This is a genomic window from Runella sp. SP2 (assembly GCF_003711225.1).
GTDB lineage: Bacteria > Bacteroidota > Bacteroidia > Cytophagales > Spirosomataceae > Runella.
Map to the genome: position 1 here is coordinate 5,459,506 of NZ_CP031030.1, position 26,435 is coordinate 5,485,940.

At 44.1% G+C, this 26,435-nt stretch carries 22 protein-coding genes; 5 read left to right on the plus strand and 17 right to left on the minus strand.

Translation table 11 applies throughout. The features are described from left to right. Window position 1: 1 nt before the first annotated feature. The 3 genes from DTQ70_RS21995 to DTQ70_RS22005 form a co-directional block, all read right to left on the minus strand. Complete coding sequence (locus tag DTQ70_RS21995; RefSeq protein ID WP_122932813.1) at window positions 2-1,792, minus strand: efflux RND transporter periplasmic adaptor subunit; 1,791 nt, start codon at window positions 1,790-1,792, stop codon at window positions 2-4. After that, on the minus strand, window positions 1,789-2,982 hold the full coding sequence (locus DTQ70_RS22000) for a TolC family protein (protein ID WP_122932814.1): 1,194 nt from the start codon (window positions 2,980-2,982) through the stop codon (window positions 1,789-1,791). The genes DTQ70_RS21995 and DTQ70_RS22000 overlap by 4 nt, the downstream gene beginning before the upstream one ends. Window positions 2,983-3,122: 140 nt before the next feature. After that, window positions 3,123-3,569 carry a hypothetical protein gene (locus tag DTQ70_RS22005; protein ID WP_122932815.1) on the minus strand — a complete coding sequence of 149 codons (447 nt, stop codon included), beginning with the start codon at window positions 3,567-3,569 and terminating at the stop codon, window positions 3,123-3,125. A 134-nt stretch (window positions 3,570-3,703) separates the two neighbouring features. On the opposite strand from DTQ70_RS22005, the gene DTQ70_RS22010 reads away from it, so the two are divergent. Beyond that, window positions 3,704-4,117: a DoxX family protein gene (locus tag DTQ70_RS22010; protein ID WP_122932816.1), complete on the plus strand. Its 414-nt coding sequence runs from the start codon at window positions 3,704-3,706 to the stop codon at window positions 4,115-4,117. Between the two features lie 199 nt (window positions 4,118-4,316). Here DTQ70_RS22010 and accC read toward each other — a convergent pair whose 3' ends face one another. From accC to DTQ70_RS22040, 6 genes are all read right to left on the minus strand, one after another. Further along, window positions 4,317-5,816, minus strand: a complete 1,500-nt coding sequence (accC, locus tag DTQ70_RS22015) for an acetyl-CoA carboxylase biotin carboxylase subunit (RefSeq protein ID WP_122932817.1) — start codon at window positions 5,814-5,816, stop codon at window positions 4,317-4,319. Window positions 5,817-5,929: 113 nt separating this feature from the next. Beyond that, a complete protein-coding gene (locus DTQ70_RS22020; RefSeq protein WP_122932818.1) occupies window positions 5,930-6,925 on the minus strand; it encodes a PorP/SprF family type IX secretion system membrane protein in 996 nt (331 codons plus the stop codon). Window positions 6,926-6,950: 25 nt separating this feature from the next. Beyond that, a complete protein-coding gene (locus tag DTQ70_RS22025) occupies window positions 6,951-10,361 on the minus strand; it encodes a PKD domain-containing protein (RefSeq protein WP_122932819.1) in 3,411 nt (1,136 codons plus the stop codon). A gap of 76 nt (window positions 10,362-10,437) precedes the next feature. Next, window positions 10,438-10,806 (minus strand): LytTR family DNA-binding domain-containing protein, encoded by a 369-nt coding sequence (locus DTQ70_RS22030; protein WP_122932820.1) that lies wholly within the window; start codon window positions 10,804-10,806, stop codon window positions 10,438-10,440. 106 nt (window positions 10,807-10,912) lie between these two features. Next, window positions 10,913-12,361, minus strand: coding sequence for a hypothetical protein (locus DTQ70_RS22035; RefSeq protein WP_122932821.1), 1,449 nt, complete (start codon window positions 12,359-12,361; stop codon window positions 10,913-10,915). A gap of 23 nt (window positions 12,362-12,384) precedes the next feature. After that, on the minus strand, window positions 12,385-12,969 hold the full coding sequence (locus DTQ70_RS22040) for a hypothetical protein (RefSeq protein ID WP_164490154.1): 585 nt from the start codon (window positions 12,967-12,969) through the stop codon (window positions 12,385-12,387). Window positions 12,970-13,023: 54 nt separating this feature from the next. Here DTQ70_RS22040 and DTQ70_RS30835 point away from each other — a divergent pair, with 54 nt between their 5' ends. Beyond that, window positions 13,024-13,182: a hypothetical protein gene (locus DTQ70_RS30835; RefSeq protein WP_164490155.1), complete on the plus strand. Its 159-nt coding sequence runs from the start codon at window positions 13,024-13,026 to the stop codon at window positions 13,180-13,182. Between the two features lie 35 nt (window positions 13,183-13,217). Here the strand turns inward: DTQ70_RS30835 and DTQ70_RS22045 are convergent, their stop codons facing one another. From DTQ70_RS22045 to DTQ70_RS22060, 4 genes are all read right to left on the minus strand, one after another. Beyond that, window positions 13,218-16,058 carry a CHAT domain-containing protein gene (locus DTQ70_RS22045; protein WP_122932823.1) on the minus strand — a complete coding sequence of 947 codons (2,841 nt, stop codon included), beginning with the start codon at window positions 16,056-16,058 and terminating at the stop codon, window positions 13,218-13,220. Beyond that, window positions 16,055-17,044: a matrixin family metalloprotease gene (locus tag DTQ70_RS22050; RefSeq protein ID WP_122932824.1), complete on the minus strand. Its 990-nt coding sequence runs from the start codon at window positions 17,042-17,044 to the stop codon at window positions 16,055-16,057. Before DTQ70_RS22050 ends, DTQ70_RS22045 begins: the two co-directional genes overlap by 4 nt. A gap of 179 nt (window positions 17,045-17,223) precedes the next feature. Continuing rightward, window positions 17,224-17,649, minus strand: coding sequence for a heavy metal-binding domain-containing protein (locus tag DTQ70_RS22055; protein WP_122932825.1), 426 nt, complete (start codon window positions 17,647-17,649; stop codon window positions 17,224-17,226). Further along, on the minus strand, window positions 17,646-18,326 hold the full coding sequence (locus DTQ70_RS22060) for a hypothetical protein (protein WP_122932826.1): 681 nt from the start codon (window positions 18,324-18,326) through the stop codon (window positions 17,646-17,648). Before DTQ70_RS22060 ends, DTQ70_RS22055 begins: the two co-directional genes overlap by 4 nt. 150 nt (window positions 18,327-18,476) lie before the next feature. On the opposite strand from DTQ70_RS22060, the gene DTQ70_RS22065 reads away from it, so the two are divergent. Continuing rightward, entirely contained in the window at window positions 18,477-18,845 is a 369-nt protein-coding gene (locus DTQ70_RS22065) for a hypothetical protein (protein ID WP_122932827.1), read from the plus strand. Window positions 18,846-19,020: 175 nt separating this feature from the next. Beyond that, window positions 19,021-22,092, plus strand: coding sequence for a protein translocase subunit SecDF (gene secDF, locus DTQ70_RS22070; RefSeq protein ID WP_122932828.1), 3,072 nt, complete (start codon window positions 19,021-19,023; stop codon window positions 22,090-22,092). Between the two features lie 69 nt (window positions 22,093-22,161). Here secDF and DTQ70_RS30840 read toward each other — a convergent pair whose 3' ends face one another. After that, window positions 22,162-22,335 (minus strand): hypothetical protein, encoded by a 174-nt coding sequence (locus DTQ70_RS30840; RefSeq protein ID WP_164490156.1) that lies wholly within the window; start codon window positions 22,333-22,335, stop codon window positions 22,162-22,164. Between the two features lie 83 nt (window positions 22,336-22,418). After that, a complete protein-coding gene (locus tag DTQ70_RS22075; RefSeq protein WP_122932829.1) occupies window positions 22,419-23,903 on the minus strand; it encodes a xylulokinase in 1,485 nt (494 codons plus the stop codon). A 136-nt stretch (window positions 23,904-24,039) separates the two neighbouring features. Here DTQ70_RS22075 and DTQ70_RS22080 point away from each other — a divergent pair, with 136 nt between their 5' ends. Next, entirely contained in the window at window positions 24,040-24,891 is an 852-nt protein-coding gene (locus DTQ70_RS22080; protein WP_122934513.1) for an alpha/beta hydrolase, read from the plus strand. Here DTQ70_RS22080 and DTQ70_RS22085 read toward each other — a convergent pair. Then, complete coding sequence (locus DTQ70_RS22085) at window positions 24,842-25,432, minus strand: NTP transferase domain-containing protein (RefSeq protein WP_122932830.1); 591 nt, start codon at window positions 25,430-25,432, stop codon at window positions 24,842-24,844. The genes DTQ70_RS22080 and DTQ70_RS22085 overlap by 50 nt on opposite strands. Next, entirely contained in the window at window positions 25,429-26,418 is a 990-nt protein-coding gene (locus tag DTQ70_RS22090; RefSeq protein WP_122932831.1) for a YheT family hydrolase, read from the minus strand. Before DTQ70_RS22090 ends, DTQ70_RS22085 begins: the two co-directional genes overlap by 4 nt. Between the last annotated feature and the right edge of the window lie 17 nt (window positions 26,419-26,435).

The window sequence follows — 26,435 nt, forward strand, 5'->3', positions numbered from 1 at the left end:
GTTATTGATTCAGGAAAATCATTTTCAATTGATACGAAGAAGTAACCACTACTTTTTCTCCCGAATGTACACCCTTCAAAATAGTCGTAGATGCTCCGTTGTTGTTTCCAATCGCCACATATTCCACCCTGAAACGCTCAGGCGACTCTTTTACAAACACACAAGGTTTGCCGTTGAGCTGGCTTAGTGCGCTATTGGGCAATGCCAACGTCCTATTTTCGTCGCGTGCTTGCGCTCGCACGGTCACGTATTCGCCAATTTTAAAATCACCATCGGGATTCTCGACTTCAAAAAGCATTTTTTGCGATTGGTTGGCATTTACGACTTGCGCCGCCGACAATAACCGCACTCGATTGGTTTTATGTTTTTCACTGTCTCGCTGGCATTCCACCTCGAAGCCTGTTCCTAAGCGGACTTTGTCAGCATCTTGTTCAAATACCTGCGCTTCGACATACACTTTGTTGAGATTGGTAATCGTAAAAAGCGTTTCACCCGTTCCTACTGTTGAGCCAATTGCCACCGCAAACGGTGCCACTACGCCCGAAATCGGTGCGGTAAGCGCGACCAAACGGCTATTACCCTTGCCATTTTTAGCAATGTTGTTAAACACTTTGAGGTTTTCTTGCGCTTTGCGAAGACGGGCTTCGGCTTCAACCATATCACGTTTGGCAGCAATGTCTTCGATTTTTTTCAAGCGGTCGTACTCTTTTTGAGCCGTCGCCAATTCCACTTCCAAATTGTTGCGTTCGGCTTGCAAACTCACTTGCGTACTGGCATCGATGGTCTGTTCGACGACCGCCAACGTCTGTCCTTTGTTGACACGCTGCCCCACTCGGGTAGTAAGCGACACGATGCGCCCCACTTGTGGCGTTTGCACCACCGCCATCCCCGTCGAAGCAGGAATCACTGTTCCATACAGCTGGGTTGTTTCGCGGAAGTTGCCCGTTTCAACAGGATTGGTCAGTACTTCAAATAGGAATTGTGTCTCTTTTGGTACTTCAAACGCGTCACCATTAGCTGTTTGCCCTTTGGCGTTTTTCTCCCCTTCGTGGTTATGTCCATCTTCTTGGGCCTGACTAGGCTGATAGGTTGGGAAAAGGCAAGCACCGATGAGAAGAATCGAAAAAAGGGTTCGGTTTTTCTTCATGGCCAAAAACATGGCGATTAAACCAATTACCAAACCACCCCCAAACATCACCCACATTCGCCAATTGTCGATTTGCCATTCATTTGTTTGTTCGTTGGCTTCCTCGTGGGCATGTTCCGACTCATCGTGACCTACCAATACTCCTTTCAGCACCATCAAATCGGGGCCATTGATGCCTTCAATTTTAGCGGTGAGTGAAAAGGTACGCTCCCGACTAAAACGCGACGTAACCTCATAGATGCCCGCCTCTTTGGGTTTTATATCAAACGTAGCTTTGGAATCTAACGAGGCCGAAAGTGCGATTTTTGCATTGCTAATAGGGCGATTGGTGGCAGGGTCAGCGACGTAAAGCGTAAGTTTGCCCGCTTCGTTGGCGTGCAAGTGTTCGTATTTTAAAACCAACTCATAGCGGTCTGATACCGCTTCGGCCTTTTTGACTTTGATGGTTTCAGCCGCTGGCTCATGAGCTCCGTGGTCATGGTCATCGTGCATGGTACCATCGGCGTGCATGTGCTGAGCGTACGTAAAGCTCCCCATTCCCCAAAGGAAGCATATCAACAAACAAATTAGCTTATTTAAGCTTACAAAGAGCCCTCTAACAATTCCCCCATCGGAGGTTAGGGGGGGGCTATCTATTTTTTTCATAAATTTCCTGTTAGGTGTTGTATGGTCAAAATCGACTGAAAATAGCTACGTTGGGTTTCGATGTAGCGAAGTTTGATGGTGTAGGCGTCGTTGGTTGTTCGTAGAAAATTGATGTAATCGGTTTGACCATTTTCAAAAAAACGACGAGCTGTTTCAATCATCGTATTGGCTTGTGGTAGAGCCACACTTTGGTAGTAGGCCAGTAACATTCGAAATTTCGTCGCCTCATTTTGCGCCATTTGCAAGTCGAGTGACACTAGCTGTTTTTGCGACTCCGTCCGCTCATGGGCAGCTTCTTGCGCCGTTTGAGCGGCCTCAATTCGGCTTTTGTATGACCCCCACCAAAGCGGGATACTCACCCCTGCCCGCAGACGAAACCCCATCCGCGTTTCTGGCGTACCTTGATTGTAATAGCCTACCATGAAACTGGGAAGTCGGCTACTTTTTTCTACTCCAACTACCTTTTGACCAACCACTTCCATTTGCTTAGCCATTTCCACAAGCGGAGCAGAGTCCACATCACCTAAGGTATCCGTAGGGAACGGCATTTTGTCCAACGGAAGTAGTGCTACCTCTGGCGAGAGCACATTCCCCATCAATATCCCTAGTTGATTTTTTTGCAAGATTACCTCTTGACTAGCCATCGAAACTTGGTTACGAAGTTCCGCTGCTTGCGTTTCTGCGAATACCAACGCTAGCTTGTCGATGGTGCCTACTTCAAAGCTCCTCTTTGCGGCAATGGCGATTTGGGTGTAGGCGCTGTCTTGGCTTTGGAGTTGTTGGAGATACGACTGGGTAAATTGCGCATTGAGATATGTCCATTTTACCCGAAATTTTAGCTCGTTTTCGGTGATTTTTTGGTCTTTTTGAGCCAATCCTACGTAGGCTTGCTGCAACTGCGCCTGCTGGTGATACACCGAAGGCAAACGAAAGCTTTGCTGCACGCCCAGCGTATAAAATACCCCTGTCGGGCTATCAAACGTCAGCTCAGGGTTAGGAATCGCTCGGGTGGAACGGATGAGTTGTTCGTTTTGCTTCACCACCAAACTCGAAGCTTTCAGTGCATGACTGTTCTTGAGCGCTGCTTCCACTACTTCGTCGGGCGTCAGCGTACGTTGTGACCACGCGCAGGTACTCAACACCCAACCAAGTCCGACCGTCAAGGCTGACTTTTGCCAGTAAGTGTTCATCAAAAATGAAGATTTGATTTAAAAACTAAGAAAAAGTTAAGAGGCGAGTTTGCAAAGAGCGAGTTTGCAAAGGGCAAGTTTGCAAGGGGCAAACTCTTTTGCCTGTTTGCCTTTTACAAACTTGTGCATTTCCTCTATTTCTAAATCAAAAAGCTCTGAACCAGCGTTAGAAGAAAACGCCCGTAGGTTCGTCGAAAGACGTAGGACGGTTTAAAAAAAGCAATACCTATCTCTTCTTTTTGAAAGAGCGTAGGCTTGTAGAAAAATGCAGAAAAAGAGGGAATAAAAGGAATAAAAACCGTTGAAGCGAAGTTAGGGGCTTTGGTCGTAACTTCGGCATAACAATACACAAAGTTGACTTGTGCTTCTTCTTCGTGGGCCTGAAAACCCGCAGCGGCCTCGTGATGGTGATGATGTTCGTCTTCGTGCTGCTGGTGTTCGCACGACGTCTCCGCCCAGCTTGAAAGAATGTGGCGATGCGTTCCATGCTCCTGACACGAATGTTCCAGCACCCCAAAGCCATTACCCGCCCAAAGGGCCAGCGACGCCATTGTCAATGCCAAAAACTGTTTCAGAAGCTTTTTCATCAAAACCGATTTTTAGCAAAAATAAATCAAAAGCACGTGCAACAGGGTTTCAGATAGTAAAAAGGGGGAAATAAGTCTGTCAAAACCTCTTTGGTTTTAGTATAATTGCACCAAAAGATAACTCCTAAACGACCATGACACTACTCGGCTTTCCTGTATTGGTACTTACAAAAATCCTGTTTGCGGCTTTCAATGGTATTTTGTTTACGCAATCGGGCTTAGACAAGGTTTTTCACTACCAAGGCAACCTCGATTATTTTAAAGATCATTTTAAAAAATCGCCGTTGGCTTCCAGCATCGGGGCGCTGATGCCCACCATTACGTTGCTTGAGACTTCAGCGGGTTTGGTGTCCTTGGTGGGCGTAGTGCTTTTGCTCATTGGAAGCGATTTGGCCAATGTGGTAGCGGCCTCGGGCATGTGTTTGGGGGGAATTTCGTTGGTGTGTTTGTTTTTTGGGCAACGGCTGGCACAAGACTACGCAGGTGCCGCCTCGTTAGTGCCTTATTTCTTAATGGCCGCAGGTGGGTTAGTTCTGTATGCTTTCTAAACATTCGGGTTGTGTGAGTAAGCATAAAAAAGAGGGTTGTGAGCAACCCTCTACACAACAAGAGTGCTGTGCGTTTGGATACTATTATCCAAACACAGGGTTTCTCAAAACCCAATTCAGAAATCGAGATTGGGAGCAACCCCAGGCACGAAAAAAGAGGGTTGTAAGCAACCCTCTACACAATATCGTAATTCCCACTCTACTTTACTCGATTAGTTTTCCATTTGCTTTTGGTAGCCACAGAAACCGTTGTGCCTCCGCTGGTAGGTTGTTTGGTTTGATTCATTAGATAGGCCACCAACGCCGCCGCAACTTCGATTTCTTCCTGATCGACCTCTTTTTTGAGCACTTCGGGGGTAAAGTAGTGTTTGACAAAATGCGTATCGAAATTACCAGAAGTAAAAGCTTCGTGCAACATCACAAAACGACAAAACGCCAACGTCGTTTGTACCCCCGTGATTTCGTATTCATCAATGGCTCTTACCATTTTATCAATCGACTCCTGACGCGTCGCCGCGTGGGTGATAAGTTTGGCAATCATGGGGTCATAATAAATCGGGATGTCCATGCCTTGCTCAAAACCATCGTCCACCCGAACGCCATTTCCTTGTGGACGCACGTAGGTTTTTAGATTTCCAACATCGGGCAGGAAGTTATTATAAGGATCTTCAGCATACACCCGAATCTCCATAGCGTGCCCGTTGATTTCAAGGTCTTCTTGCTTGATCTGAAGTTCTTGACCTTCGGCAATATAAATCATCTGACGCACCAAGTCCACCCCCGTAATCATCTCGGTCACTGGGTGTTCTACTTGAAGGCGTGTATTCATTTCGAGGAAATAGAAGTTCAGTTGGTCGTCCACAATAAACTCGACCGTCCCTGCGCCATAATACCCGCACGAGCGAGCTACGTCCACGGCGCATTTGCCCATTGCTTCTCGGATTTCGGGCGTAAGGCACGACGAAGGTGCTTCTTCGACTACCTTTTGGTGACGGCGTTGCACCGAACACTCCCGTTCAAAAAGGTAAATAATATTTCCGTGCTGGTCGCCCAACACCTGAATTTCGATGTGCCGTGGCGAGGCTACGTATTTTTCGACAAACACCGCTCCGTCGCCAAAAGCCGAAATGGCCTCACTGACGGCGCGCTCCATTTGTTCGTCAAACTCTTCTTCATTTTCAACAATACGCATTCCTTTTCCACCACCACCTGCACTTGCTTTAATTAACACAGGATAGCCGATTTGCCCCGCAATGGCTTTGGCTTCGGCGCGGTCGGTAACAGCATCGGGTGTACCTGGTACCATAGGGATTTTATATTTTGCCGCCGCCCGTTTTGCCGACAGCTTATCGCCCATGATTTCGATACTCTCTGCCGATGGCCCCACAAAAAGAAGCCCCGCATCTTTGACCATTTGCGAGAACTTGGCATTTTCGGACAAAAATCCGTACCCTGGGTGAATGGCATCTACGCCCAATTTTTTACATACGTCTATAATTTTATCACCCCTCAAGTACGATTCTGATGAAGCAGCAGGGCCAATACATACTGCCTCATCGGCATAGCGTACGTGCAACGCGTTGCGGTCGGCTTCACTATACACTGCCACCGTTTTAATGCCCATTTCGCGGGCAGTTCGCATGACCCGAAGAGCAATTTCCCCACGGTTGGCGACCAGAAGTTTGTTGATTTTGCGCATGAACAGCTAGATATTTTTCTATAAAGGCACCGAAAGTTACAACATATCGTTCAGTGTCATAGAATTATCTTGGTAAAACAGTATAGAAGTTTTACTACAAAAGAATACAAAGGTTAGTATTTCAAACACCTTGTCTTTCTTCTGGCAGCGCTGCTTTTGCCTCTAAACCTAAAAAGGGCATCAAATCCATACCAAATAGCTAGTTCAAAAGCGCCAGTATCCGTACCAAGGGAAGAAATACTAACATCATAACTGGCCTGAAAAAGGATATTATCTCTGGCCCATCCCATGGTTCCGACCAAGGCATCTCTGCGTTTAGGGCCAGTCAAAAGACCTCTGTACCATACACCTACCAAAAGCGGAGAAAAGATAAGGTTTGTGCCTACGTCTAGCTGCTGATTCATCCCCTGACGACGCCATTGTAGTGCCACACTCAGTGCGCTTTCTCGGTCCAAATCTCGCCCATATCCATTTCCAAACACTTGAATTTGGAGGGGAAATTGGGCACCTAGCTGAACACCCCAGCGTTCGCGTAACCAATCATTGTTTCGAAACCCCATATTGTGATAAGATACACCCGTCCAAAAAAAAGGCTCATAATCGCTCTGTGGGTCATAATCAAAACGAAGCCCACTTGAAAAAGCCAAGCGGTTATTGGTTAAACCATCTTGCGCTAGTGGATCATTAGTACCCAGATAATTGGATACAAACATAAGGTTATCACCACTCCATCGATCAGAGACCCACGCCGCTTGAAGCCCTGGTGTAAGCCTTAACTGCTGTTTAGCATCTAAATAAAACAACCGCGACACTTGGCCTGCCAAATGTGTACTGTTGAGAATACTTCCCCTACGATCATACATCGCCTGTACTCCCAAACCTACTTGTGCATCTTCTGCGTAGGTATCAAAAGAAAAGGCAGCAGTCTGAAACGCAGTACCAATCGAAGGCCATTGGTTACGATAATTCGCAATCAAACGAGGAGTGCCTGCATCACCTGCCAATGCTGGATTTTGATACAAAGGATTGGTGTAAAATTGGGAAAATTGAGGCGCTTGCGCACTTACATTAATCACAATACTCCAAAAGATAAAGGATAAATAGCGCATGGGTAGAAAACGTGTTTTTAGTAAGTCATCGCATCAAGTAAAAATTACCTCGAAGCCGTTCTCGTTTACGAGTTTCAATATACATTACCTCACTTTCTAAAACATACATGTCTGCTGGCATGGCCCGACCATTAAAAGTACCATCCCAAGATTCTGCCTCATTTTGGCTACCTGCTGGTATATTTTTTACTTCAAAAACTACCTCTCCCCATCTATCTCGAATACGAAGCCAGATGATTTCCTTAATACCGTTTCCGAATAGGGTAAATCGGTCACCGATACCGTCGTTGTTCGGGGTAAATGCTTGGGGAATCACCACTGAGCAGCTATCTGTTTGAAAAGCCGACACCCGAAAAGTAGAATCTTTACAAACCCCACGGTTACTAACTACCAACTTAACATCGTATTGACCTTTAGGAAACGGAAGGATTGGGTTGGGCGCATCGGATGTACGTCCATCGCTGAAATACCACTTAAAAGTATCTGCATTTTGAGAACGATTGATGAATCTTACTGGGCCAGGTGAACAAAGCAGAGAATCACCCTCTATCGAAAAGTCAGCAACAGTGCGAGCTAGTATAGGTACTGTCTTACGGATTGGTACCCCTTTGCACGCAGTACTACCCCGATACACCGTCAATGTGGCCGAAATAGAATTGGCAGTAGTGGTATAGGTGTGTAAAGGCGAGTAAGTAACCGAGTCGAGGGGAGAACCATCTCCAAAATCCCAAATAACACCTAAGCGGGGATCGGATAAATTGACAAATTGAACTGGCTGCCCTTGACAGGCCATCGGAGATTCAAGGCGAAAATCACCTTTAGGTAGGCTATCTACCTTCACAATTTTAGAGGTAGAATCAAACCCGCAAGCGGTGTAAGCAATCAGTGTAATTCGATAATCACGATTTGGTTGGGAAAAAGCATGGGTAGCATTGGGGCGTGTGTCTATCTTTCCATCTCCAAATTTCCAAACCCAGCGTTCGGGCTTGGGGACAGTGGCATCTTTCACTTGAATTGGTTCGCCTGGGCATACGATTGATTTTGACAATTCAAAAAGTGGCCTAACTACATTTGGGTGAACCCGAATATCTACCGTGGCACTGTCTTGTCCGCAATCACTGGTGACTGCTAATTTCACACGATAAGTACGGGAGCTATCCCGTGCCGAAAACCAATGTTTCAAGGTATCTGCCCCTGAAGTGCGCATACTACCATCTCCAAAACTCCAACGTGTCAAAGGTTTATTGTGCCCAGTAGAACGATTAGAGAAAGTAATCAGTGCAGGCGTACAGCGAACCGTCGTAGAGTCCACTCCTATTTCTGCTTTTGCCCGTGGACGAACAGTGACAGATTTACTAGCTCGTTGTTCTCCGCAAGCATTTTTTACCGACAAAGTGACGGTAAAATCTTTGGCCACCCGTTCAATATTTTCGTATTGCTTAGCAGGCGGTGTAAACCCTGTATGTTGTGTTCCATCCCCTAAAGTCCATGTGTAGTCGGAGGTACTATTGGGCGTACCTGTCGGTGTAAAGTTCACCGTCAATGGTGCACAACCTTGTGTTTGGCTGAGACTAAAATCGACATTCGCAGGGGGTGCTAAAATGAGCACTTCTCGCGTCGTGGTATCAGCACATCCTCCCGCTCCTGCAATGAGCGTTATTCGATTGGTTCCGGCAGCTAGCGAAAGACTAGGGGTAGCACCATTGGCTACTTGATTGTTGTTGACCAACCACGTATAAGTTGACGCACCCGTCGAATTGTTCGTAGGGCGAAGCGCACTACCCGTACATCCATTCGCTATCGCAAAATCAGCTTTAGGACGACCAATAGAAATAACGGCATCATCTGTACTTCGACACCCACTGGGGCTGCTCACCTCGTACGTAAGCCTAATCTGATTATTAGGAACCGCACTAATTATTAATGTATCTCCTCTCAGGCAATTGGAACATCCTGTCCAACGTCCTCCCGAAGGAGTAGCTTGTAGTTTAAGCAGCGAAGCTCCTTGACAAATCGTCAAATCTCTGGCATCAGGCTGTATGCCTTCAACAACGACTGTCACACTATCTTTGGAAGAACAACTCCCACTTCCTACTACATAACGAATCAGATGTCGTCCTAACGTTTTTGGGTTAAAAACACGATTTGTTCCCTGAGATTCAATCAAGGCTGAGCCTGACCACGTACCACCCAAAGACGACGCACGTAGTGAAAGGCTTGCTGTACCTAAGCATAAGGTCGTATCTCTTACTGGAGTCGTAATCTTTACTTGACTAGCTGCCGATACCAAAAAAGTATCACGGTCGGTAATTACTCCGCCACAAGGGTTCGGAATGGTTGCTTCGACAATATAAGGAGCTGTTTGAAAAGTAAGTTCTTCTCCAACAGCAGGATCAAACGCTCGACCATTTAAGGTGTAAGAGACACCCGTTTGTGAGGCAAATCGGTAACGAAAAGGTGCTTGACAAACATCTGCTTGGCGCGGCAGGTTGAGTGTGGGTTTGTCAATGACAGTATGAGGGCAAGGATTAGGCTTCGAGCGTCCACAATCATTTTCGGCAACCAATGTAACGGTATATATTCCTGCTTTCGAGAATTGAATGACAGGTTTGGGCGAAGAGGCATTAGTTCCGTTAATAAAACGATAATCACTTGGGCTAACCGTCCATTGATAGCGAGTGGCATCAATCGAAAGTGTCGCATCCAACGTAAGCGTACCTCCATTTGATAAACAAATCACCGTATCACCATTGACCAATGAGAAGCCGCTCGTTAGTACATATTTAGCTTCTGGCAGTTTTTTGAGTTTGACATCCACTTCGGCTGTACTCACCCCACAGTTTTGTGAAGTAGCGGTAAGTTTGGCTTTGTATGTTTTCGTAGGGTCACTGTAGTTGATAGAAGGTGAAGAGCCAGTACTGGTTTGGCCATTTCCAAAATCCCACAAAAAACTTACATCTGAGGAAGTCGGGCAAGAATTATTTGAAAAACGCACAGGCGAACCCTCACAAGCCGCCCCAACGGCAGGATTAGCGACAGGTTTCTTGTTAAAAGTAACCCTAAAGCCTTTGTTATCGTTTAAACACGTAGCACTCCCTACATCAATATCAAAACGAACTAAGCCCGCACTACAATTTTTGACAAAATTTTTCAAGTCATAAATATGCTTGATTGTCACCTCACTATTGAGTGTTACATTTTCACTTTTACCATCACCCCATTCCACTTCATATACCTTACTAGAACAAGGGCCTGGTTTAAGCTTGACACAAAGCTCATACAGGGAGTCAGTCGGTGAAATACACACCACTCCTGAGCTAGTAGCGTCGCAAGTGGTGATGTCAACCCGCTCTTGGGCATAGAGATTACCGCCCAATACCGACAAAATAACCGTGAAAAAATAGAGGATTTTCTTGAGCGTCGAGTGAGTTAACATAATGGTAGTAGAGTTCAGTCAAGAACCTCTAAATTACAATAAGCACCTAAAATTGCATAATCAATTTATAAACTTATTATGCCTTATGTCGTAAGCGGTGGTTCATCTCTGTAAACTCTTTTATACGTCGATTGGCTATTGTAAGTACTTGACCGTTTGTAAGTACCAAGGTATTTTTCAAAGGTGAATCAACCCAATGGCTAATAAAAGAGTGGTTGACAAGATGAGATCGGTGAATACGCACAAAAGAGGAAGGAAGAAGCCGCTCAAAAGCACCTAACGTTTTGGCCATCAGTACTTGGCGGCCATCGGTTAAATACACACGTGTGTAATTCCGCTCTGATTGGAACCTCACTATTTGCATCAACGAGACTGCTTCTTTGCGATCACCTATCCTCAAAAAAATTGGCGGGCACAACGACGGAAGTGACTGTGGAGTATTCATAATTATTTATTTGTGTACGATTCATTTCTGAACCTTTATCTTTTTTTGAGTGAGATAGGTAACAGAAAATCAGAGGTTTTTACACAAACCCTAGCGCCCTCCTTTGCTAGCGGCGCGAAATAGTGTACTGTAGCGTCGTACTGAAATTATGAGAGATGGCCCTTGGAGTTGGGTTAGCCTCTAGTCGAAGACACTGAAACTCGTAATTAAACAGTAACTTCCAATGGCGTGGCGCAATGGATTTTCGCAGCCTAGCAAAGCCAAGGCTCAATCTAGGTGCAATTGAAGGTTTTAGCGTTGGTGCAGCTACCGAAATCAGGTAATTAGTGTAAGTCATGTCTCGTAACGGAACGCATACATTCAACCCGATACTTCCAACGAAACCCATCTTGAGTGAACTTAACCGCTCACGTGGGTTCATTGCAGTATTCCAACCCACCTGTGGACAAAAAGAAACGTAGTCTAGCTGAAACTTTTCGGCTAACTTCCGTCCATCTTCGGTTTCAATCGTTGTACCATAATGTTGCTGGTTCCAATGCAAATCAGCAGCAAAAAAAAGTGGCTTATCCCATCTAAAACGAGAAGCCGAAAAACCGACTTGAAAACTAGGCCGTTCTTGGGATTGATACAAAAAAGCAGGGACTTTTTGGCCTTGCACCGAAAACTGAGGACTCCCCGCCAGTATCATGCCTGCACTCACACTAATGTCCAAATAATGGCGCGAAGGCCATAAATCGAAATAAGCACTGTTAGAAATTTCAGCAAATCCGCGGCTCGCTACAGTGGCGGGTAATTTTCTCACCAATTCTTGGTATTTACGCATCAGGGCAATACGGTCTTTAAAAAAGGGATGTGTTCCGTAAGACTTCCCCAACTGCTTAGCAGTATTCTTATCTTCTTTTTTTGTAACAGTATCCGCTCTCCTTTTTTCGTCTTCCTGCCATAGGCGCAACGTATCCATTTGCGCAATTAATTTTTTAACATCAAAATTTTTCTCTGCCTTACTTAAAAGCCACAAGGCAAACAAATCAGCTTCTATTTCTTGGGCCATGGGGTTGGAACTGCTCAAGTTAAAATGCCTTCTGATGTACTCATGCTCTCGCTCATAAAGCTGTTCTATTTTGGATAATGGCCCCAATCTTTTAAAATGCCCCAACACATGATGCCCCAACTCGTGCGCTAGTATGTGTTTATCCACTAGCGTCATGGGGATTTTATCATTTTGATTAATTAGGTTAATAAAATAATCGTTGAACAAAATCAATCGATTATCACCTTCACAAAGCATGGCCATAGGTGATTCACAAACCGCCTCTCGCACCTGAATAGGCGACTCGGGTAGCCTAAGAGATGAGTGATTAGCAACCTGTTCCAGAAAAAATTTTATTTGCTTTTCTGCGGCCTCCCCACTTTCAATGTACCTTCTTTTTTTATTCCAATCCAATGCTCGACAATCACAAGGAGGCAGGTCTTTGAGAGGAGTAGTTTTTTTTTGGCCATACGCCAATCCCCCCCAACCTACCAAAAGCAATATAGTCCAAAACGAGCAGTTCATCGCCGAATACAATTAATTGAAGGTTAGGGCAATAGTACTTTAGGATTGGTACGGCAACTGTCCACTAGCAGTTGTTTGGTGGTGAATAAACCAATGGCATATTGCTGGGACATCGCCTCATATTCTAGCTGGATTTTGGTTAAAAGGCTATCTTGGGTAGGTTTATCTCTGGTGTATAACTTCAACGTATCCTCACAAAAAATATACGCCAATTGTGCTTTTTGCTGAGGCGCTTCCCACCATTGTACGGGCAACTCACCGATTGGTAGCCCTTCTGCGTACCCCAATCCTCTCGACGGTGTTTGTTGAGCTGCATACACCTCCATTTGTTGGTTACGAATAAACACAAAACTAGCACTTGAGGATTGATGACGCCAAACACTCACCCCAACAATCAATAACAGTATAAACGACGCCGCAAAAGCAGTATAATATGGATACTGCTGAAAATAAGCTACAATTTGCTGAGGATAAGTTTTAGGAGCGCTAGGCATCGAAAATTGATTCGCAGCATCATAAAACGCCTCGTCTTGAGCTATTTTAGTTTGCAGAGACAAAAATTCATCCCAACGAAGTTCGTCAAAAAATGAGGAGTCGTTTTGTAGCAATTCTAAGTATTTTTCATATATTGGGACGTTTTCAACCACTAACCGCTTACACAAATGAAAAGCCTCATGCGTATTTTGTCGTTTGTAGCCGTTGTTGCTTTTATGTCAGCTTGTACGGAAAATGATGTCAAACCTGTAAAAAGTACGCCGTCGTATGCGGAGGATACGCCTCCAAAGCCACCTCCATGTTCTGGTGGAGGTACTTGCGACTAGCACCATTTAGTTGTTGACTTTACCTTGTATGGGGGTTATCGTTTCTTAAGAAACGGTGGCTCCCATACTCCTTTTCTGGTTTTTCCTTTCCACAACAACGCTGCTGCTAGAACGAAACCAAAGACGGCTATTCCCACTTTCCAAGAAATCCCCCCAAAAAACTGTTCAGCATAGACAGCCTCTCGGTTTCCTAAAACAATATAATTTGCCCAATAATAAGGATGGCGGTACTTCTTATGTTCTCTAGAAGAAAGTATGTCAAGCTTTGCCTTTTGAAGTGCTTCGTCGATAGCATATCCCTTGGATAGATAATGATGGAGTCGAATTGATAAAAAAGACACGGCATCATTGTTGGCTTCCCAAGTCGTGGTCACTACTGCTTGAGCACCTGCATAGGCAAATGCCCTTGCTAATGACAAGATACCTTCACTCCGTAGCATCGTTCCTCTATTGGCTTCGCAAGTACCTAAAACTACCAACGATGTATTTTGTAACGGTAAGTGGCAAATGTCATCAAAATACAGGTGACTATCGTGATCGGGATATAGTTGTATGTAAGAGTTAAAAAAATCTGCCGAATCTATGAAAGTATGGGCAGCGATATGGATTATTTTTTTGTTTAAATCTGCCTTTAATAGACGGGTTTTTGTTGCTTTTGTAGTTAAAATCTTTTCACCATCTATCTTCTCTACTTCTTCTGTGCTTGAGATTGGCAGCCATTTTTTTGCCAACAATTTTTCGTCTAAAAAAGGAGCAATAACTAATGCCGACTGGGTAGTTCCTTTTGGCGCATCTAACAGCGGCTTAGAGCGCTCTTGATACACACGACTGGGATGTTGCCAATACCACTGTGCCGAATAAGCATAAGAAATCGAATACTTTGACAACAAATAATCGTACTGTTTTTGCCCTGTTTCCAAAATCTCAAAAGGTAAAAATTGGAAACGAGGATCACGGTTAATAACCAAGATTTTTTTGTTAAGTACTACTTTTTTTATCGGTTCTATAAACTGTTGGTAACAATAAATAGCCGATGCAGAGCCATAGTAACGCCCCAATCCAGGGTTGTTCACTATTTGCTCTTGTAAATTCCTTAGACAAACCTCTAATTGTGGAGCAATGGGTTGACACAATACATCGGCTTTATCATGGGTAACAACAAAAGTATAAAGACAGTCATTTTGCCAAATATAGGATACATAAGCTGTTTCATTGTCTAATTGTTGCTGTAGCGATGACAAAGAAAAAGCAAGTTGTTGATAAATACTTTGGTAATAACTTGGGTATTTTTTAAAAAGTTGTTGTTTAAAACGGTGCCACCGAATTTGAAGATTAATATAGGCATCCATATCAACCGATTGTTTTCCCCTAAAACTCATCAATTGACGCTCAATTCTACTTTCTTCGTCTAAAATATGAGGCGGTAATGTATGTCTTTTTAATGTATTAACCTTAACTGTTTCTTTGAGGTGGCTAGACTGAAAAGCTTCAATCCACCGAAACAACCGATGAATACCAAATAACGATGGATAGTTCTTGCAAGCTTCAACCCCCATTTTGATGGCTTCTGGATAAACAGAAAAGTTTTGCTCCGCCAATAAAAGCCTCACTTGTTTATCGTCAATTGTTTTACCAACCAAGGCATGTACTTTTATGGCAACCTCAAACGCATCAATCGCTTTTTTTAAATCAACTGCTTTATTGCTTTTTTTAAAATTGTTGTAACATAAAAAAGAAATGAGATTTACCGACTCAACCGCTAATTTAGGATTTTTAATATCGAAAGGAGACAGCGTATTAGTGACCTTTTTTAGTACGACCATCTGTCGTACTGATTCAAGGTATTTTAATGCCAGTATATCTTTCCCTTTTTGAATTAAAATTCGGGCTTTCAGCAAATACACATGCGCTAAATTATCCCGTTTTGAAAGAAGATTTTTTTCGTAAACTTCGATGGATTTATCTATATTTTTCTCTGCTTCTTCGTACCTTTTTTCCTCAAAATGGCACGCTCCCATAAACCAATATTGCTTAAACAAAATAGTAAAATAGGTACTAGAGCTTTGAGGTGAAAGATGGGCTAGTAATACAATGGTTTTTTTACATGTAGTCAAGGACTGAGCGAAATCTTTCTCCTTATAAAAAGTCCAAGCAAGTCCAGATAAGTAAGCTGCTTTGTCTATATCTTGTTTCAGATGTAGGCGCAAGGATTCTCGACGATACAGAAGCGCCTTGGAATGCTCCTCCATCAAATCGAAACATTCGGCTATACTACTACTAATAGTAGGAATATTATCTTTCAAATTATACGTAATAGACAACGTACGTGCTTTTTGAAAGTAATTCATGCTTTGTTGATAATCCTGAAAAGTTAGGAGCATTCGTCCCAAATTGATGTAATGATACACCACATACGTCGGTAAACGGGTTTCAACAGAGGGGTTTTGTTCAAGTGTTTGGTCAGCTCGTTGAAAATAAAAATAAGAAGAATCGGTATTTGACCGTGATTGGTAGATTGCTCCTAGGAAAGAATAAAGTTTGAAATGCGTCGTATCTGGTAGGGTAGCTAACTCAAGGAGATGCGCTATGCCTTTATGGCCAAAATGCGCTGCTTCCTGCAACCTCCCTTGGCCATAGTACAAACTACAAATATTCATACAAAAATACCCCGAACGATTGGGGTCTGCTCGGCTTACCTGCTGATATGCTTTCTGATAAAAAAAAATAGCTAACTGGGTACTGTCTTGGCGGGAAAAATATTCTGCTTTGTATTGGTACTGCTGCCAAAGTTTTTTTTGCGCTTGTTGCCCCATCCCCAAAAAAGGAATAACAGCCGAACTAAGCCACCATACCAAAACCTTTCGATTGAACTTCATTTGTATTTCACTTGAACCTGATAAGCTCCTCCTAAATTATCCGATATGTTATTGTCGTTGATGTTAAATGTCAACTCAAGGTACTGATTCATACCTTCTGTTTCGATTTCACATTGGTTGCCACAAAAGCTCCAAGTTTTATCGTTATTCAGTCGATACATAAGCGCTCCGTGGTTCATTCCTAAAACAATATTATACTGATCAATAGGAAAATTAAACAACCCTCTGTCCAAGCCAATAGGGGTGCTCACTCCCAACCAAAACCCAACGACGATACTACCAGATGCTTTCACACTGAGGATACTTTTTGGCGAGGTAAGTATAATTTTTTGAGTTATTTCACGATTAACCTGAAAGTTGAGCGGCAAAAAACTATACGCCAAATCGCGGCAAGCTTGGGGATATAATTGATTCACTAATAAAGAATCTTGCGTGGAAAGTTTGGGCGCTTGTTTTCTAAAGACAGGATTCATCATCGAACCTACTTCAGACGAAGTGTTCAGCCCTAGAAAAACACCTATTTGGTGCGTAAGGACCCTTGAAAGTGATTCTTTATCCCAAGGGTAGGACTCATCTAGCAAAATGACATTGGTGGCATTCTCACGTCTTGAAGCAGAAAGTGTATTGGCCTCCCCTCTCACTAAGCCAACTGGCATTTGTAGCGTAGTACTACCCATGGAAGATTTTGGAACAAATCGAATAGCTATTTCAACGCCAGGGGCTTGATAGCGCACAAATTGTAAATTGGGATTGGCTTTTCGCCACACATCAAATGCCTGCTGAATCGCTTCCTGCTGCGTGTTGTCGTCTAACCGATTGTAGGTATTTTCAGTCGAATATCTAAAAAGACAGGTAGTTTGTAGCTTACTTGGTGTAGCAACATGCTGAGAAGTAATGTAGTAAAAGGGAGCACTCTCAGGTGGCGCCATCACACAACCTCCCATTTGGGCCACCACCAATAAAATAAGTACGAGACGTTTGCCCATTTTATTTAAACACAGACACTGTAAACTAAAATATCCCAAACGAATAAATAGTAAATTTACAGTTATTGCGTCAAAATAGGCATCATCGGTTTATTTCTTTTTGAAGAATTTATCAAGCGTAAAATCTCACCCTCTATTTATGCTTTTTAGGATATTATTTATCTTCTCTCAATTCTCCGCTACTGATTTCCGTACTTCACGGCAGTTCCTGCCATGACAAAACCTTGGTAATCTTTTCCTGTGTAATATTGGTATTTGACGTTTACAATGGCGTGAGCGCCCATGCTTGTCGCTTGAATGATTAATTGATCAAGCAAAGCCTTTTTTTGCTCTTCGTCGTTGCCCCGGTACAGCATTCGTCCGCCTTTGGTTTGCTGGTTGCTCAACGGCACTTCCTTTTCTACTTTCACGGGGCCAATGGGTGTGTAAACCCGCGTTGTAGGCTGATTTTCGTAAAATACATCAATCGGATACGTTGCATCCGCCAGTTTGATAGGAATTCCCAAACCTCCGTCGGGGGTTGTTACAGGTCGCGCACACGAAAATATACCCAGCACAATGACTACCAAATAAGTAAATGGAAAAAGTTGTCGAAGAAATCTCATGGTTCAATTTTTCTAAAGTTTGCAACAGGAAACGTCATTGTAAAGTTTTTCACGACCAACACTCCCCACGGTTTGAAAGGAGCAATGTTAGGAAACATGTCGGCATTTATCTTGATGTCGGTCAGTTTTCCAAAATAAGCCTTTCCTTTCGCGCTGGGCTGCGTCACGACCCACTCGTCGCGAAGTTGCTGCGTAATACGCAAAGGCAAAAAGGCCGTTGTTAAAGGAAACGAAAAACTCCCTCGGCGTATTGTCGCTTCAAAGAAGGGGATATTTTCCCGTTTTGCCACCAACTTGTCGGTACGTTCGTCAAGGGCTTGAAAGTCAAAATCACACAATTCTTTGGGAATCCCCCAATTTTCGATGCCGTTCCAGACACTATTTGCGTCAGAAACGTAAATTTTTGAAATCGAAAACGTGTTTTTTTCCAGCATGTCAAATACCCCTGGAATAAAGAGCAATTCGCGGTACGGGCCAACGGGTGTGGTATGGTAATCGACTAACATCATACTTGCTAGTAAACCTTTGTAGTTATCTCTTTGATAATCAAACAAAAAACACTTTTCTCTAACAAATTTTTTGGGCAAGCGGTACAGGAAAATATAGCCATTTCCAGTCAACGACCACGGGGCAGTAGCTATTAGAGAAGGCGGCGGTAAGTGTTCGGTAGAAAGCATCTTTTTCAATAAAAAAGGGAGGCAAAGGCCCGTTTTGTAACATTTTCAAGAAAGATATAGACGAAACAAGCAATATAAAAAATAGAGGCACTTGTTTAACAAAAAAAATGGTACGAAATTTGTCACCGCTTTTCTAAGCAAATTATTTTTATGAAACAACGGAAACTTTACACACGGGTTTTTTCTGCGGCGCTAGCCTTACTGTTGCTCTTGACAGCAACGGCAGGAAAAGCATTGTCGCACCGTAAAGTTAGCCCGAAAAAGCCCGTTGCCGAACAAACTGCTAAAAAACAACAAAGTAACGACGAGCGTCCAGTCATTCAGGAAATGTCCCTGGAGGCGGTAGTGGCCCCCGCTATTTCGTTTGATTTTGAGCAAACATTCTACCTTCTTCCCAGCATTTGGTGCATCGAGCTTCCTTCGGTCAGTCTTCTTCCCAAGCGTTTCGATGTGTTTTATTACTTTTTCTCCTTTTTTCGAAACGTTTTCGGCCATTTTATTGCCAGCAACGCCCCCTAGTAGGTGCGTCGTTGCGACTTTGTGCCCATTGCTTTTTATCCATTAAGATGAAAACTGGAACGAAGTTCTGTTCCCTTGTCTTCTATTTCCCAATTCATACAAACTTCCGAGCGTTAGACGCTTTCGGAAAACTCCAATTCAATTAGTGTAAACCAATTTTATCAATCATAAACTAATGCAAAACAGACTTGGTATTTGGATTTTGACAGTGGTAGTAGCGCTTTTGAGTATTTACTACTTGTCATTTACGTTTGTAGCGCGTAGCATCCGTAGCGATGCAGACGCATTTGCTACAGGCAAGGATGGTGTTATTGACACCAAGAAAAAAGAACGCTATTTAGATTCTCTTCGCCGCGAGCCTGTTTACTTGGGTTCTACGTACCAAGAAGTGACCCAACGCGAGCTTGGCCTTGGTCTTGACCTTCAAGGTGGTATGCACGTCGTGTTGGAAGTAGCTCCTACCGATATTATGAAAGGCTTGGCAGGTGGCAACGCCCGCAACAGCCAAGTAACTGAAGCCTTGAAAAAAGCCGTTGAAGCTCAGAAATCAAGCCAATCTAACTTTGTGGATTTGTTTGTGACTGAATTTAAGCGTTTGGCGCCTTCAACTTCGTTGGCACAAATTTTTGCAAACAGTACCAATCGTGGCAAAATCAACAGTACTTCTTCTGATAGCGAAGTAACCGCTTTCTTAAAAACAGAAGTAGATGGTGCTACTAGCCGTGCCTTCCAAATCATCCAACAACGGGTGGACAAATTTGGGGTTGCTAACCCGAACATTCAGCGTTTGCCAGGAACAGGCCGCATTTTGATTGAGTTGCCAGGTGTGGACAACCCTGAGCGTGTGCGTCGCCTTTTGACTGGCTCTGCCAAATTGGAATTCTGCGAAGTATATACACTCAACGAAATTTCTCCTGCCCTCAATTCACTCGGAGCGTATTTGACTCAATTGGATTTAGAGAAAAAAATTGCGACCAAAGGTTCTGCTGCTGCCGACACTAGCAAAGCATCTGACCTCGCATCACAATTGGCTAAAGGAGCAAAAGCAGATACGACCAAAACAGACACGACGGCTAACCAAACTGGTTTGGCAAGCTTGTTTGTACCTATTTCACAAGGCGAACTAGGCGTGTATGCCAAAGATACCGCTCGTGCTAACGAAATTTTGGCTCGTCCAGAAGTAAAGGCCATGTTCCCATCTGACTTAATTGTTATGTGGAACCGTAAAGGTGTTGAAACTCTTGACAAGCGTAACGAAATTATTGGCGTTTATTTCATCAAAAAATCAGGCGGTAAAGCACCACTTGAAGGAGATGTAATTGTGGACGCAGGAAACGATTACGACGACCGTGGCCGCCCAGAAGTGACAATGCGTATGAATGCCGAAGGTGCCCGTAAATGGAGAAACCTTACGGCCGCCAACGTAGGTCGCCAAGTAGCGATTATCCTTGATGGTTTTGTTTATACAGCGCCTAACGTACAAAACGAAATCCCGAACGGAAACTCAAGCATCACAGGAAGCTTTACGGTAGAAGAAACCAAGGATATGGCCAACGTGTTGAAAGCAGGTAAATTGCCAGCTCCAACTACGATTGTTGAAGAAGCGGTTGTGGGTGCAACCCTTGGTTCTGAGTCTATCAATTCAGGCGTAATTTCGTCGCTGGTAGGATTATTAGTAGTATTAGTCTTTATGTTGTTCTATTACAACAAGTCTGGTTTTATTGCCGACATTGCCTTGGTTATCAACCTATTCTTCTTGATGGGTATCATGGCATCGTTGGGTGCGGTTCTTACCCTTCCTGGTATTGCAGGTATTGTTCTTACCATTGGTATGGCCGTCGATGCCAACGTACTTGTCTATGAACGTATCAAAGAAGAATTGCTTTCGGGCAAAGACATAAAACTTGCCATCGCAGACGGTTTCAAACACGCACTTCCTTCTATCTTAGACTCCAACATTACAACCTTACTTACAGGTGGAATTTTGTTCTTCTTAGGTACTGGACTTATCCTCGGTTTTGCCACTACCCTCGTGATTGGTATCGTTACCTCACTTTTTGCTGCGCTATTTGTGTCACGCATTATCTTAGAATGGTGGGTTGGCAAAGGAAACAAAATTGAGTTTTTCTCTAATTTCTCAAAAAATTGGTTCCAAGATACTCACTTTGACTTTATCTCTCGCCGCCGTGTTTATTACACTATTTCATCGGTGATTGTCGTTGCGGGTATTCTCTCAATGATTTTCAAAGGATTTGGTCTAGGTGTTGACTTCAAAGGTGGGCGTAGCTACGTCGTACGTTTTGAAAAATCGGTTACTACGACTGAAGTCAGAGAAGCATTGACAGATCCTTTTGGTGCTGCACCAGAAGTAAAAACATACGGTGGAACGGGTATTGGTGCCAACGAGCAGGTCAAAATCACAACCAGTTATTTGGTAGAAGACACTGCACCTGATGCCGATAAGCGTGCCGAACTTAAACTCAATGAAGGTCTAAGTAAACTTGGAAATAAAGCAACCATCCAAAGCTCACAAAAAGTAGGACCAACGATTGCCCACGACCTTATCATGACCTCGATGAAGTCTATTTTACTGGCTATATTAATCGTTGGTATTTATATCTTCCTTCGTTTCCGTCGAATGGGCTTTGTGTGGGGATCTGTGGTGGCGTTGTTACACGACGTACTCGTTACATTGGCCGTATTCTCTATTTTCAACGGAATCCTTCCTTTCTCGTTGGATGTTGACCAAGCATTTGTGGGTGCGATGCTGACCATCATGGGTTACTCAATGAACGATACTGTCGTTATCTTTGACCGCGTTCGTGAGTACCTCAACGACAACCGTGGCAAAAAAGAAAATATCTCTACGGTTATCAACAATGCCTTGAACAGTACCCTTAGCCGTACGGCCGTAACGGGTATTGCCACGATTTTGGTGCTCCTCATTCTCTTCCTTTTTGGAGGTGAAGTAATTCGTGGATTCTCATTTGCCATGTTGGTGGGTGTTATCGTAGGTACCTACTCTTCGTTGTTTGTAGCTACTCCTATCGTGGTTGACTCACTTACACGTGCACAAGCAAAAGAAGACAGCACTCCAGCTGATGCGAAAAAAGCCGCTCCTACTCGCCTTATCTCTGATTTCCCAGATGGCGTAGGTGAATTGGAAGCTCCGCAAGACGAAGAGCAACAAGAAAAACCTAAAAAAGAGAAAAAGGCGCCATTGATTAAGCCTTCTTTGAAAAAATAAGGGACATCATTCGTCACCAACAAAAAACGGAAGGCAAATGCCTTCCGTTTTTTGTTGGGTTGATGTTAGCTAATCAAGGCTTTTGTGAAGGCTATTATAGTATCCTGCAAAAACTGCACTTTGGATGAGTGTACCAACAATACCCGTCAATACATCACCAAAAGTAAACAACAATACTACAATCAAAACATAGAATGTAATCAATACGCCTGGACCAACTTGTTGTTCCTTATGTGCTTCCATTGAAATCAATGTTTGAGTGGTTGAAGAAAAATATCGCCGCAATTTAGGCAAAAAAACGTTCGACGCCCTTCTCCTTTTGTGATTTATTCTCCCAATGCTTTATTCAGTGCTTGCTCCCAACGAGCATAATTTTCGGCATAGAGTCCGCGAAGTACCTCGTTTGGCTCAAAAGTTGCGATTTGGTTTAAACCTTCAAACGCCGACTTCACGTCGTAAACCCCTACGCCAATTCCTGCCGCACGCGCTGCCCCTTGCGCTCCATCGGTGTCGTACAATTCGATGGTAGCGCCTGTTGTGTTGGCAAAGGCTTCGCGGAAAAGTGGACTCAAAAACAAGTTGGCATGACCTGCCCGAACGGTCTGCGTTTCTACGCCCATTTGGCTCATCACTTGTAATCCGTAATTGAGCGCAAACACAATTCCTTCTTGTGCAGCTCGGAAAACGTGCGCCGACGAATGGATATTAAAGTTTAACCCTTGCAAATGACCTCCTACCAATCGGTTTTCGAGTACGCGTTCAGCTCCGTTTCCGAATGGCAAAAACGTGAGTCCTTCCGCTCCGATGGGGGTTTGGGCTGCCAACTGATTCATTTCATCATAACCCAGTCCACCTGCAAAACGGCGCACCCAGCTGTTCAAAATTCCCGTTCCGTTGACACACAGCAATACGCCGTTGCGTTGTGCTTCGGGCGTACTATTGACGTGGGCAAAACTATTTACCCTCGAAAGTGGGTCGGCCGTAGGTTGGGCATTGATTCCATACACTACCCCCGACGTTCCTGCCGTCGTAGCCACTTCGCCTGGGTTGAGTACATTAAGTGAAAAAGCATTGTTGGGCTGGTCACCTGCGCGGTAGGCAATCGGGATGCCCGCTTTTAGTCCTAATTCTGCCGCCGCCGATGCCGACAGTTGGCTTTGAGGGGCAAACGTCCCAACGATTTCGGGAATAAATGAATTGTCGAATCCGTAGTAATCCAGCAGTGCTTGCGACACTTTTTGTTCCGCAAAATCCCAGAAAATTCCTTCTGATAAGCCCGAAACGGTCGTTTGAGGCGTGCCCGACATCCGAAGTGCTAGGTAGTCGCCTGGGAGCATAAAATGCCGAATCTGCGCATAAATATCAGGTTCGTTGTCTTTGACCCATTTAAGTTTTGACGCGGTAAAGTTACCAGGAGAGTTTAACAAATGCCCCAAACAAGCATCGCCTCCCATGTCGGCAAATGCTTTATTTCCAATTTCAACGGCACGACTATCGCACCAAATAATCGAAGGACGCAACGGACGAAGGTCTTTATCGACCACCACCAAGCCGTGCATTTGGTACGAAATTCCAATTCCTGCTACTAGCTCTGGAGAGAAATTGTATTTATTTTTGAGTTTGTGCGTAGCGTTTACGGCTTCTTGCCACCAGCTATCGGGATGCTGCTCTGCCCAACCTGCACGGTGCGCAATCATGCCCATTTCTTGCTCAGGCGAAGTGGCGGTTGCTACCGCTTTTCCCGTTTCAATGTCTAGTAGCGCAACTTTTACCGACGAGCTGCCTACGTCATAGCCTAAAAGATATTTCACTGATGCGTTCAATTTTAGTGTTTACGATAAAAGGAAAAAATGGTAAGTTTTACCTTATCCCCCAAAATTCTCTTTGGCATTCCGCCTAAGGATGACTTATTATTGTTATTTTCGTAGAAAAAATTATCCAAAACAAATGCTTGATTTTTTTACCACCGAACGATTGATTTGGCTAGGGGCCATTTACCTCGTTTTGTGCTTATTGGCGTACTTTATTCAACACAAATTTATCTTTAAACCTGAAAAACTCCCGCAAGATTTCGTCTATAATTACGAAGACCTATTTGAGGAGTTATTTTTTGAACCCGAACCTAACGTCCGCATCAACGCACTTCGTTTTTATCAAGACGACATTTCCCGAGGTCTCGTGGTCTATTTTCACGGCAATACGCGAAGCATCAAAGGCTGGTCTAAATACGCCAAAGATTTTACCCAGCATGGCTACGATGTACTGATGATTGATTACCGAGGTTTTGGCAAAAGTACGGGAAAACAAACCGAAGAAGGACTCAAAAACGATGCGCAGCACGTCTATAATAAAATGCGCTCAAAATACGGTTATTCCGAAGAGAAAATCATCATTTATGGACGCTCCTTGGGGTCGGGTTTTGCCACAAAACTGGCCTCGGCCAATCACCCAAAAATGCTTATTTTAGACGCTCCTTACTACAGTTTTACCCGCCTCACTACCCGTTTTTTGCCTTTTTTACCCGTTTCTTATATTCTCAAATTTTCGATTCGTACTGATGTCTGGATAAAGTATGTCAAATGCCCGATTTATATTATTCACGGGACCAAAGACCTGCTTATCCCTTTTCGGTCAAGTGTACGGTTGATGAACCTCATTCCCCAATCGGCTCGTCTTATTCCGATTTATGGCGGCGGGCACAACAACCTTCCGAATTTCCCAGATTATCACCGTCATTTGGATGACATTCTCAACGACCGTTTTGATTTGATTTTTGATAAATATGAAAAGCCGTTTTGACTTTATCACGTTCATCGGGCGTATTGATATTTTGTAACCAACGTTCGTCGGGACAAGCAAGCCCTGGCACGCCCATCTTTCGCAACAGTTTGGTGAGAGAAAACTCTCCCTCAGCCACTGCTTCCCTCAACCATTTTTCGGACGTTGGCTCCCAAATCCCCACCAAAGGCTCTAAAAATCCCGTGGAAGGATGTTTGAAAACAGTGGCAGGCAAGTGCGCTTCCCGATGGGTCACCAAATATTCCAGTGTTTTTTGGTTGACAAAAGGCATATCACAGGCCACCACCAACCACGGGGTAGATGGTTGAGAAAAAATAGCACTCGCAATTCCCCCCATTGGCCCGACCTCCAACGAATCCAACAAAAGTGGCGTATTTCCGAACAGGTCTTGTTGCTCTTTCCTACATGATAGGTACGTCGGTGCAACACCTGAAACCAATTCAAATAAGTATTCCCACTGAGGTTTCGCGTGATAAGAAAGCTGGCTTTTGTCAACCCCCATGCGCGTACTACGCCCTCCTACCAGAATGAGCCCGTTCATGGTTTTTGTAAGAACTCTAGTGCCCTTACTTCTGACCAATAAGCCCCTTTTTGGTCAAAACGTCGGGGTCGAAACCCGCAATGCCCGCCTTGCGCAGTAAGTTCTAGCCACACATTAGGCATATCTGTAATGGTCTTGATGGGCAAACTTTGGTAAGGAACCAACGGATCGTTTTCGGCATTCACAATGAGGGTTGGCACCGCAATTCCTTCGACAAAATATGTAGAACTACAGCGCTGATAGTAGTCATCCGCCCCGATAAACCCATGAAGAGGCCCCGTATAAATATGGTCAAAATCCCAAAACGTTTTTACCTTTTCCCATTGCGAAACATCGAAACGGTCGGGATATTGAGTAGCTTTTGCTTCAATTTTTGGCTTTAATGTTTGCAAAAAACGCCATAGATAAACCTTGTTTTCTGGTTTTTCGATGTTTCGGCTACAGCCCAACAAATCCATTGGCACGCTAAAAACCACCACTTTATGAATCTGCTTGGGCAACGTTTTCCCTTGTTCGCCAGCGTACTTTAGCGTTACGTTTCCCCCCAAACTAAAGCCCATGAGCGAAATCTCAGTATAGCCTTTGGCAATGGCATACTTCACCACAAAATCCAAATCCGATGTTTCGCCACTGTGATAAAACCGAAGCTGACGATTGATTTCTCCGCTGCAACTGCGGTAGTTCCACGCCAAGCAATCGTATCCATGATGATTCAGCAAACGGACCATTCCTGTGATGTACTGACGCGTACTGCTTCCTTCCAATCCATGCGAAAGAATCACCAAGGGTGGCTTTGAAGCAATGTCAGTAGAAGTTGAGGGTGCGAAACTCCAGTCAATATCCAGAAAATCATCGTCGAGCGTCGTGAGACGTTCACGCTGGTACGGTGGTTTAATTTTCCGAAACAAGGCAGGAAATATGCTCTGATAGTGGCCATTGGGAAGCCACCGTGGAGGCTGGTGGGTGTGCGTACGCAAAAGAGGCATAAACAAAACAACTTTAC

Bases quoted from the DNA above. Each gene is read 5' to 3' on its own strand.
- DTQ70_RS21995 (WP_122932813.1), bottom strand. From the start codon at position 1,792: ATGAAAAAAATAGATAGCCCCCCCCTAACCTCCGATGGGGGAATTGTT.
- DTQ70_RS22000 (WP_122932814.1), bottom strand. From the start codon at position 2,982: ATGAACACTTACTGGCAAAAGTCAGCCTTGACGGTCGGACTTGGTTGG.
- DTQ70_RS22005 (WP_122932815.1), bottom strand. From the start codon at position 3,569: ATGAAAAAGCTTCTGAAACAGTTTTTGGCATTGACAATGGCGTCGCTG.
- DTQ70_RS22010 (WP_122932816.1), top strand. From the start codon at position 3,704: ATGACACTACTCGGCTTTCCTGTATTGGTACTTACAAAAATCCTGTTT.
- accC (WP_122932817.1), bottom strand. From the start codon at position 5,816: ATGCGCAAAATCAACAAACTTCTGGTCGCCAACCGTGGGGAAATTGCT.
- DTQ70_RS22020 (WP_122932818.1), bottom strand. From the start codon at position 6,925: ATGCGCTATTTATCCTTTATCTTTTGGAGTATTGTGATTAATGTAAGT.
- DTQ70_RS22025 (WP_122932819.1), bottom strand. From the start codon at position 10,361: ATGTTAACTCACTCGACGCTCAAGAAAATCCTCTATTTTTTCACGGTT.
- DTQ70_RS22030 (WP_122932820.1), bottom strand. From the start codon at position 10,806: ATGAATACTCCACAGTCACTTCCGTCGTTGTGCCCGCCAATTTTTTTG.
- DTQ70_RS22035 (WP_122932821.1), bottom strand. From the start codon at position 12,361: ATGAACTGCTCGTTTTGGACTATATTGCTTTTGGTAGGTTGGGGGGGA.
- DTQ70_RS30835 (WP_164490155.1), top strand. From the start codon at position 13,024: ATGAAAAGCCTCATGCGTATTTTGTCGTTTGTAGCCGTTGTTGCTTTT.
- DTQ70_RS22045 (WP_122932823.1), bottom strand. From the start codon at position 16,058: ATGAAGTTCAATCGAAAGGTTTTGGTATGGTGGCTTAGTTCGGCTGTT.
- DTQ70_RS22050 (WP_122932824.1), bottom strand. From the start codon at position 17,044: ATGGGCAAACGTCTCGTACTTATTTTATTGGTGGTGGCCCAAATGGGA.
- DTQ70_RS22055 (WP_122932825.1), bottom strand. From the start codon at position 17,649: ATGAGATTTCTTCGACAACTTTTTCCATTTACTTATTTGGTAGTCATT.
- DTQ70_RS22060 (WP_122932826.1), bottom strand. From the start codon at position 18,326: ATGCTTTCTACCGAACACTTACCGCCGCCTTCTCTAATAGCTACTGCC.
- DTQ70_RS22065 (WP_122932827.1), top strand. From the start codon at position 18,477: ATGAAACAACGGAAACTTTACACACGGGTTTTTTCTGCGGCGCTAGCC.
- secDF (WP_122932828.1), top strand. From the start codon at position 19,021: ATGCAAAACAGACTTGGTATTTGGATTTTGACAGTGGTAGTAGCGCTT.
- DTQ70_RS30840 (WP_164490156.1), bottom strand. From the start codon at position 22,335: ATGGAAGCACATAAGGAACAACAAGTTGGTCCAGGCGTATTGATTACA.
- DTQ70_RS22080 (WP_122934513.1), top strand. From the start codon at position 24,040: ATGCTTGATTTTTTTACCACCGAACGATTGATTTGGCTAGGGGCCATT.
- DTQ70_RS22085 (WP_122932830.1), bottom strand. From the start codon at position 25,432: ATGAACGGGCTCATTCTGGTAGGAGGGCGTAGTACGCGCATGGGGGTT.
- DTQ70_RS22090 (WP_122932831.1), bottom strand. From the start codon at position 26,418: ATGCCTCTTTTGCGTACGCACACCCACCAGCCTCCACGGTGGCTTCCC.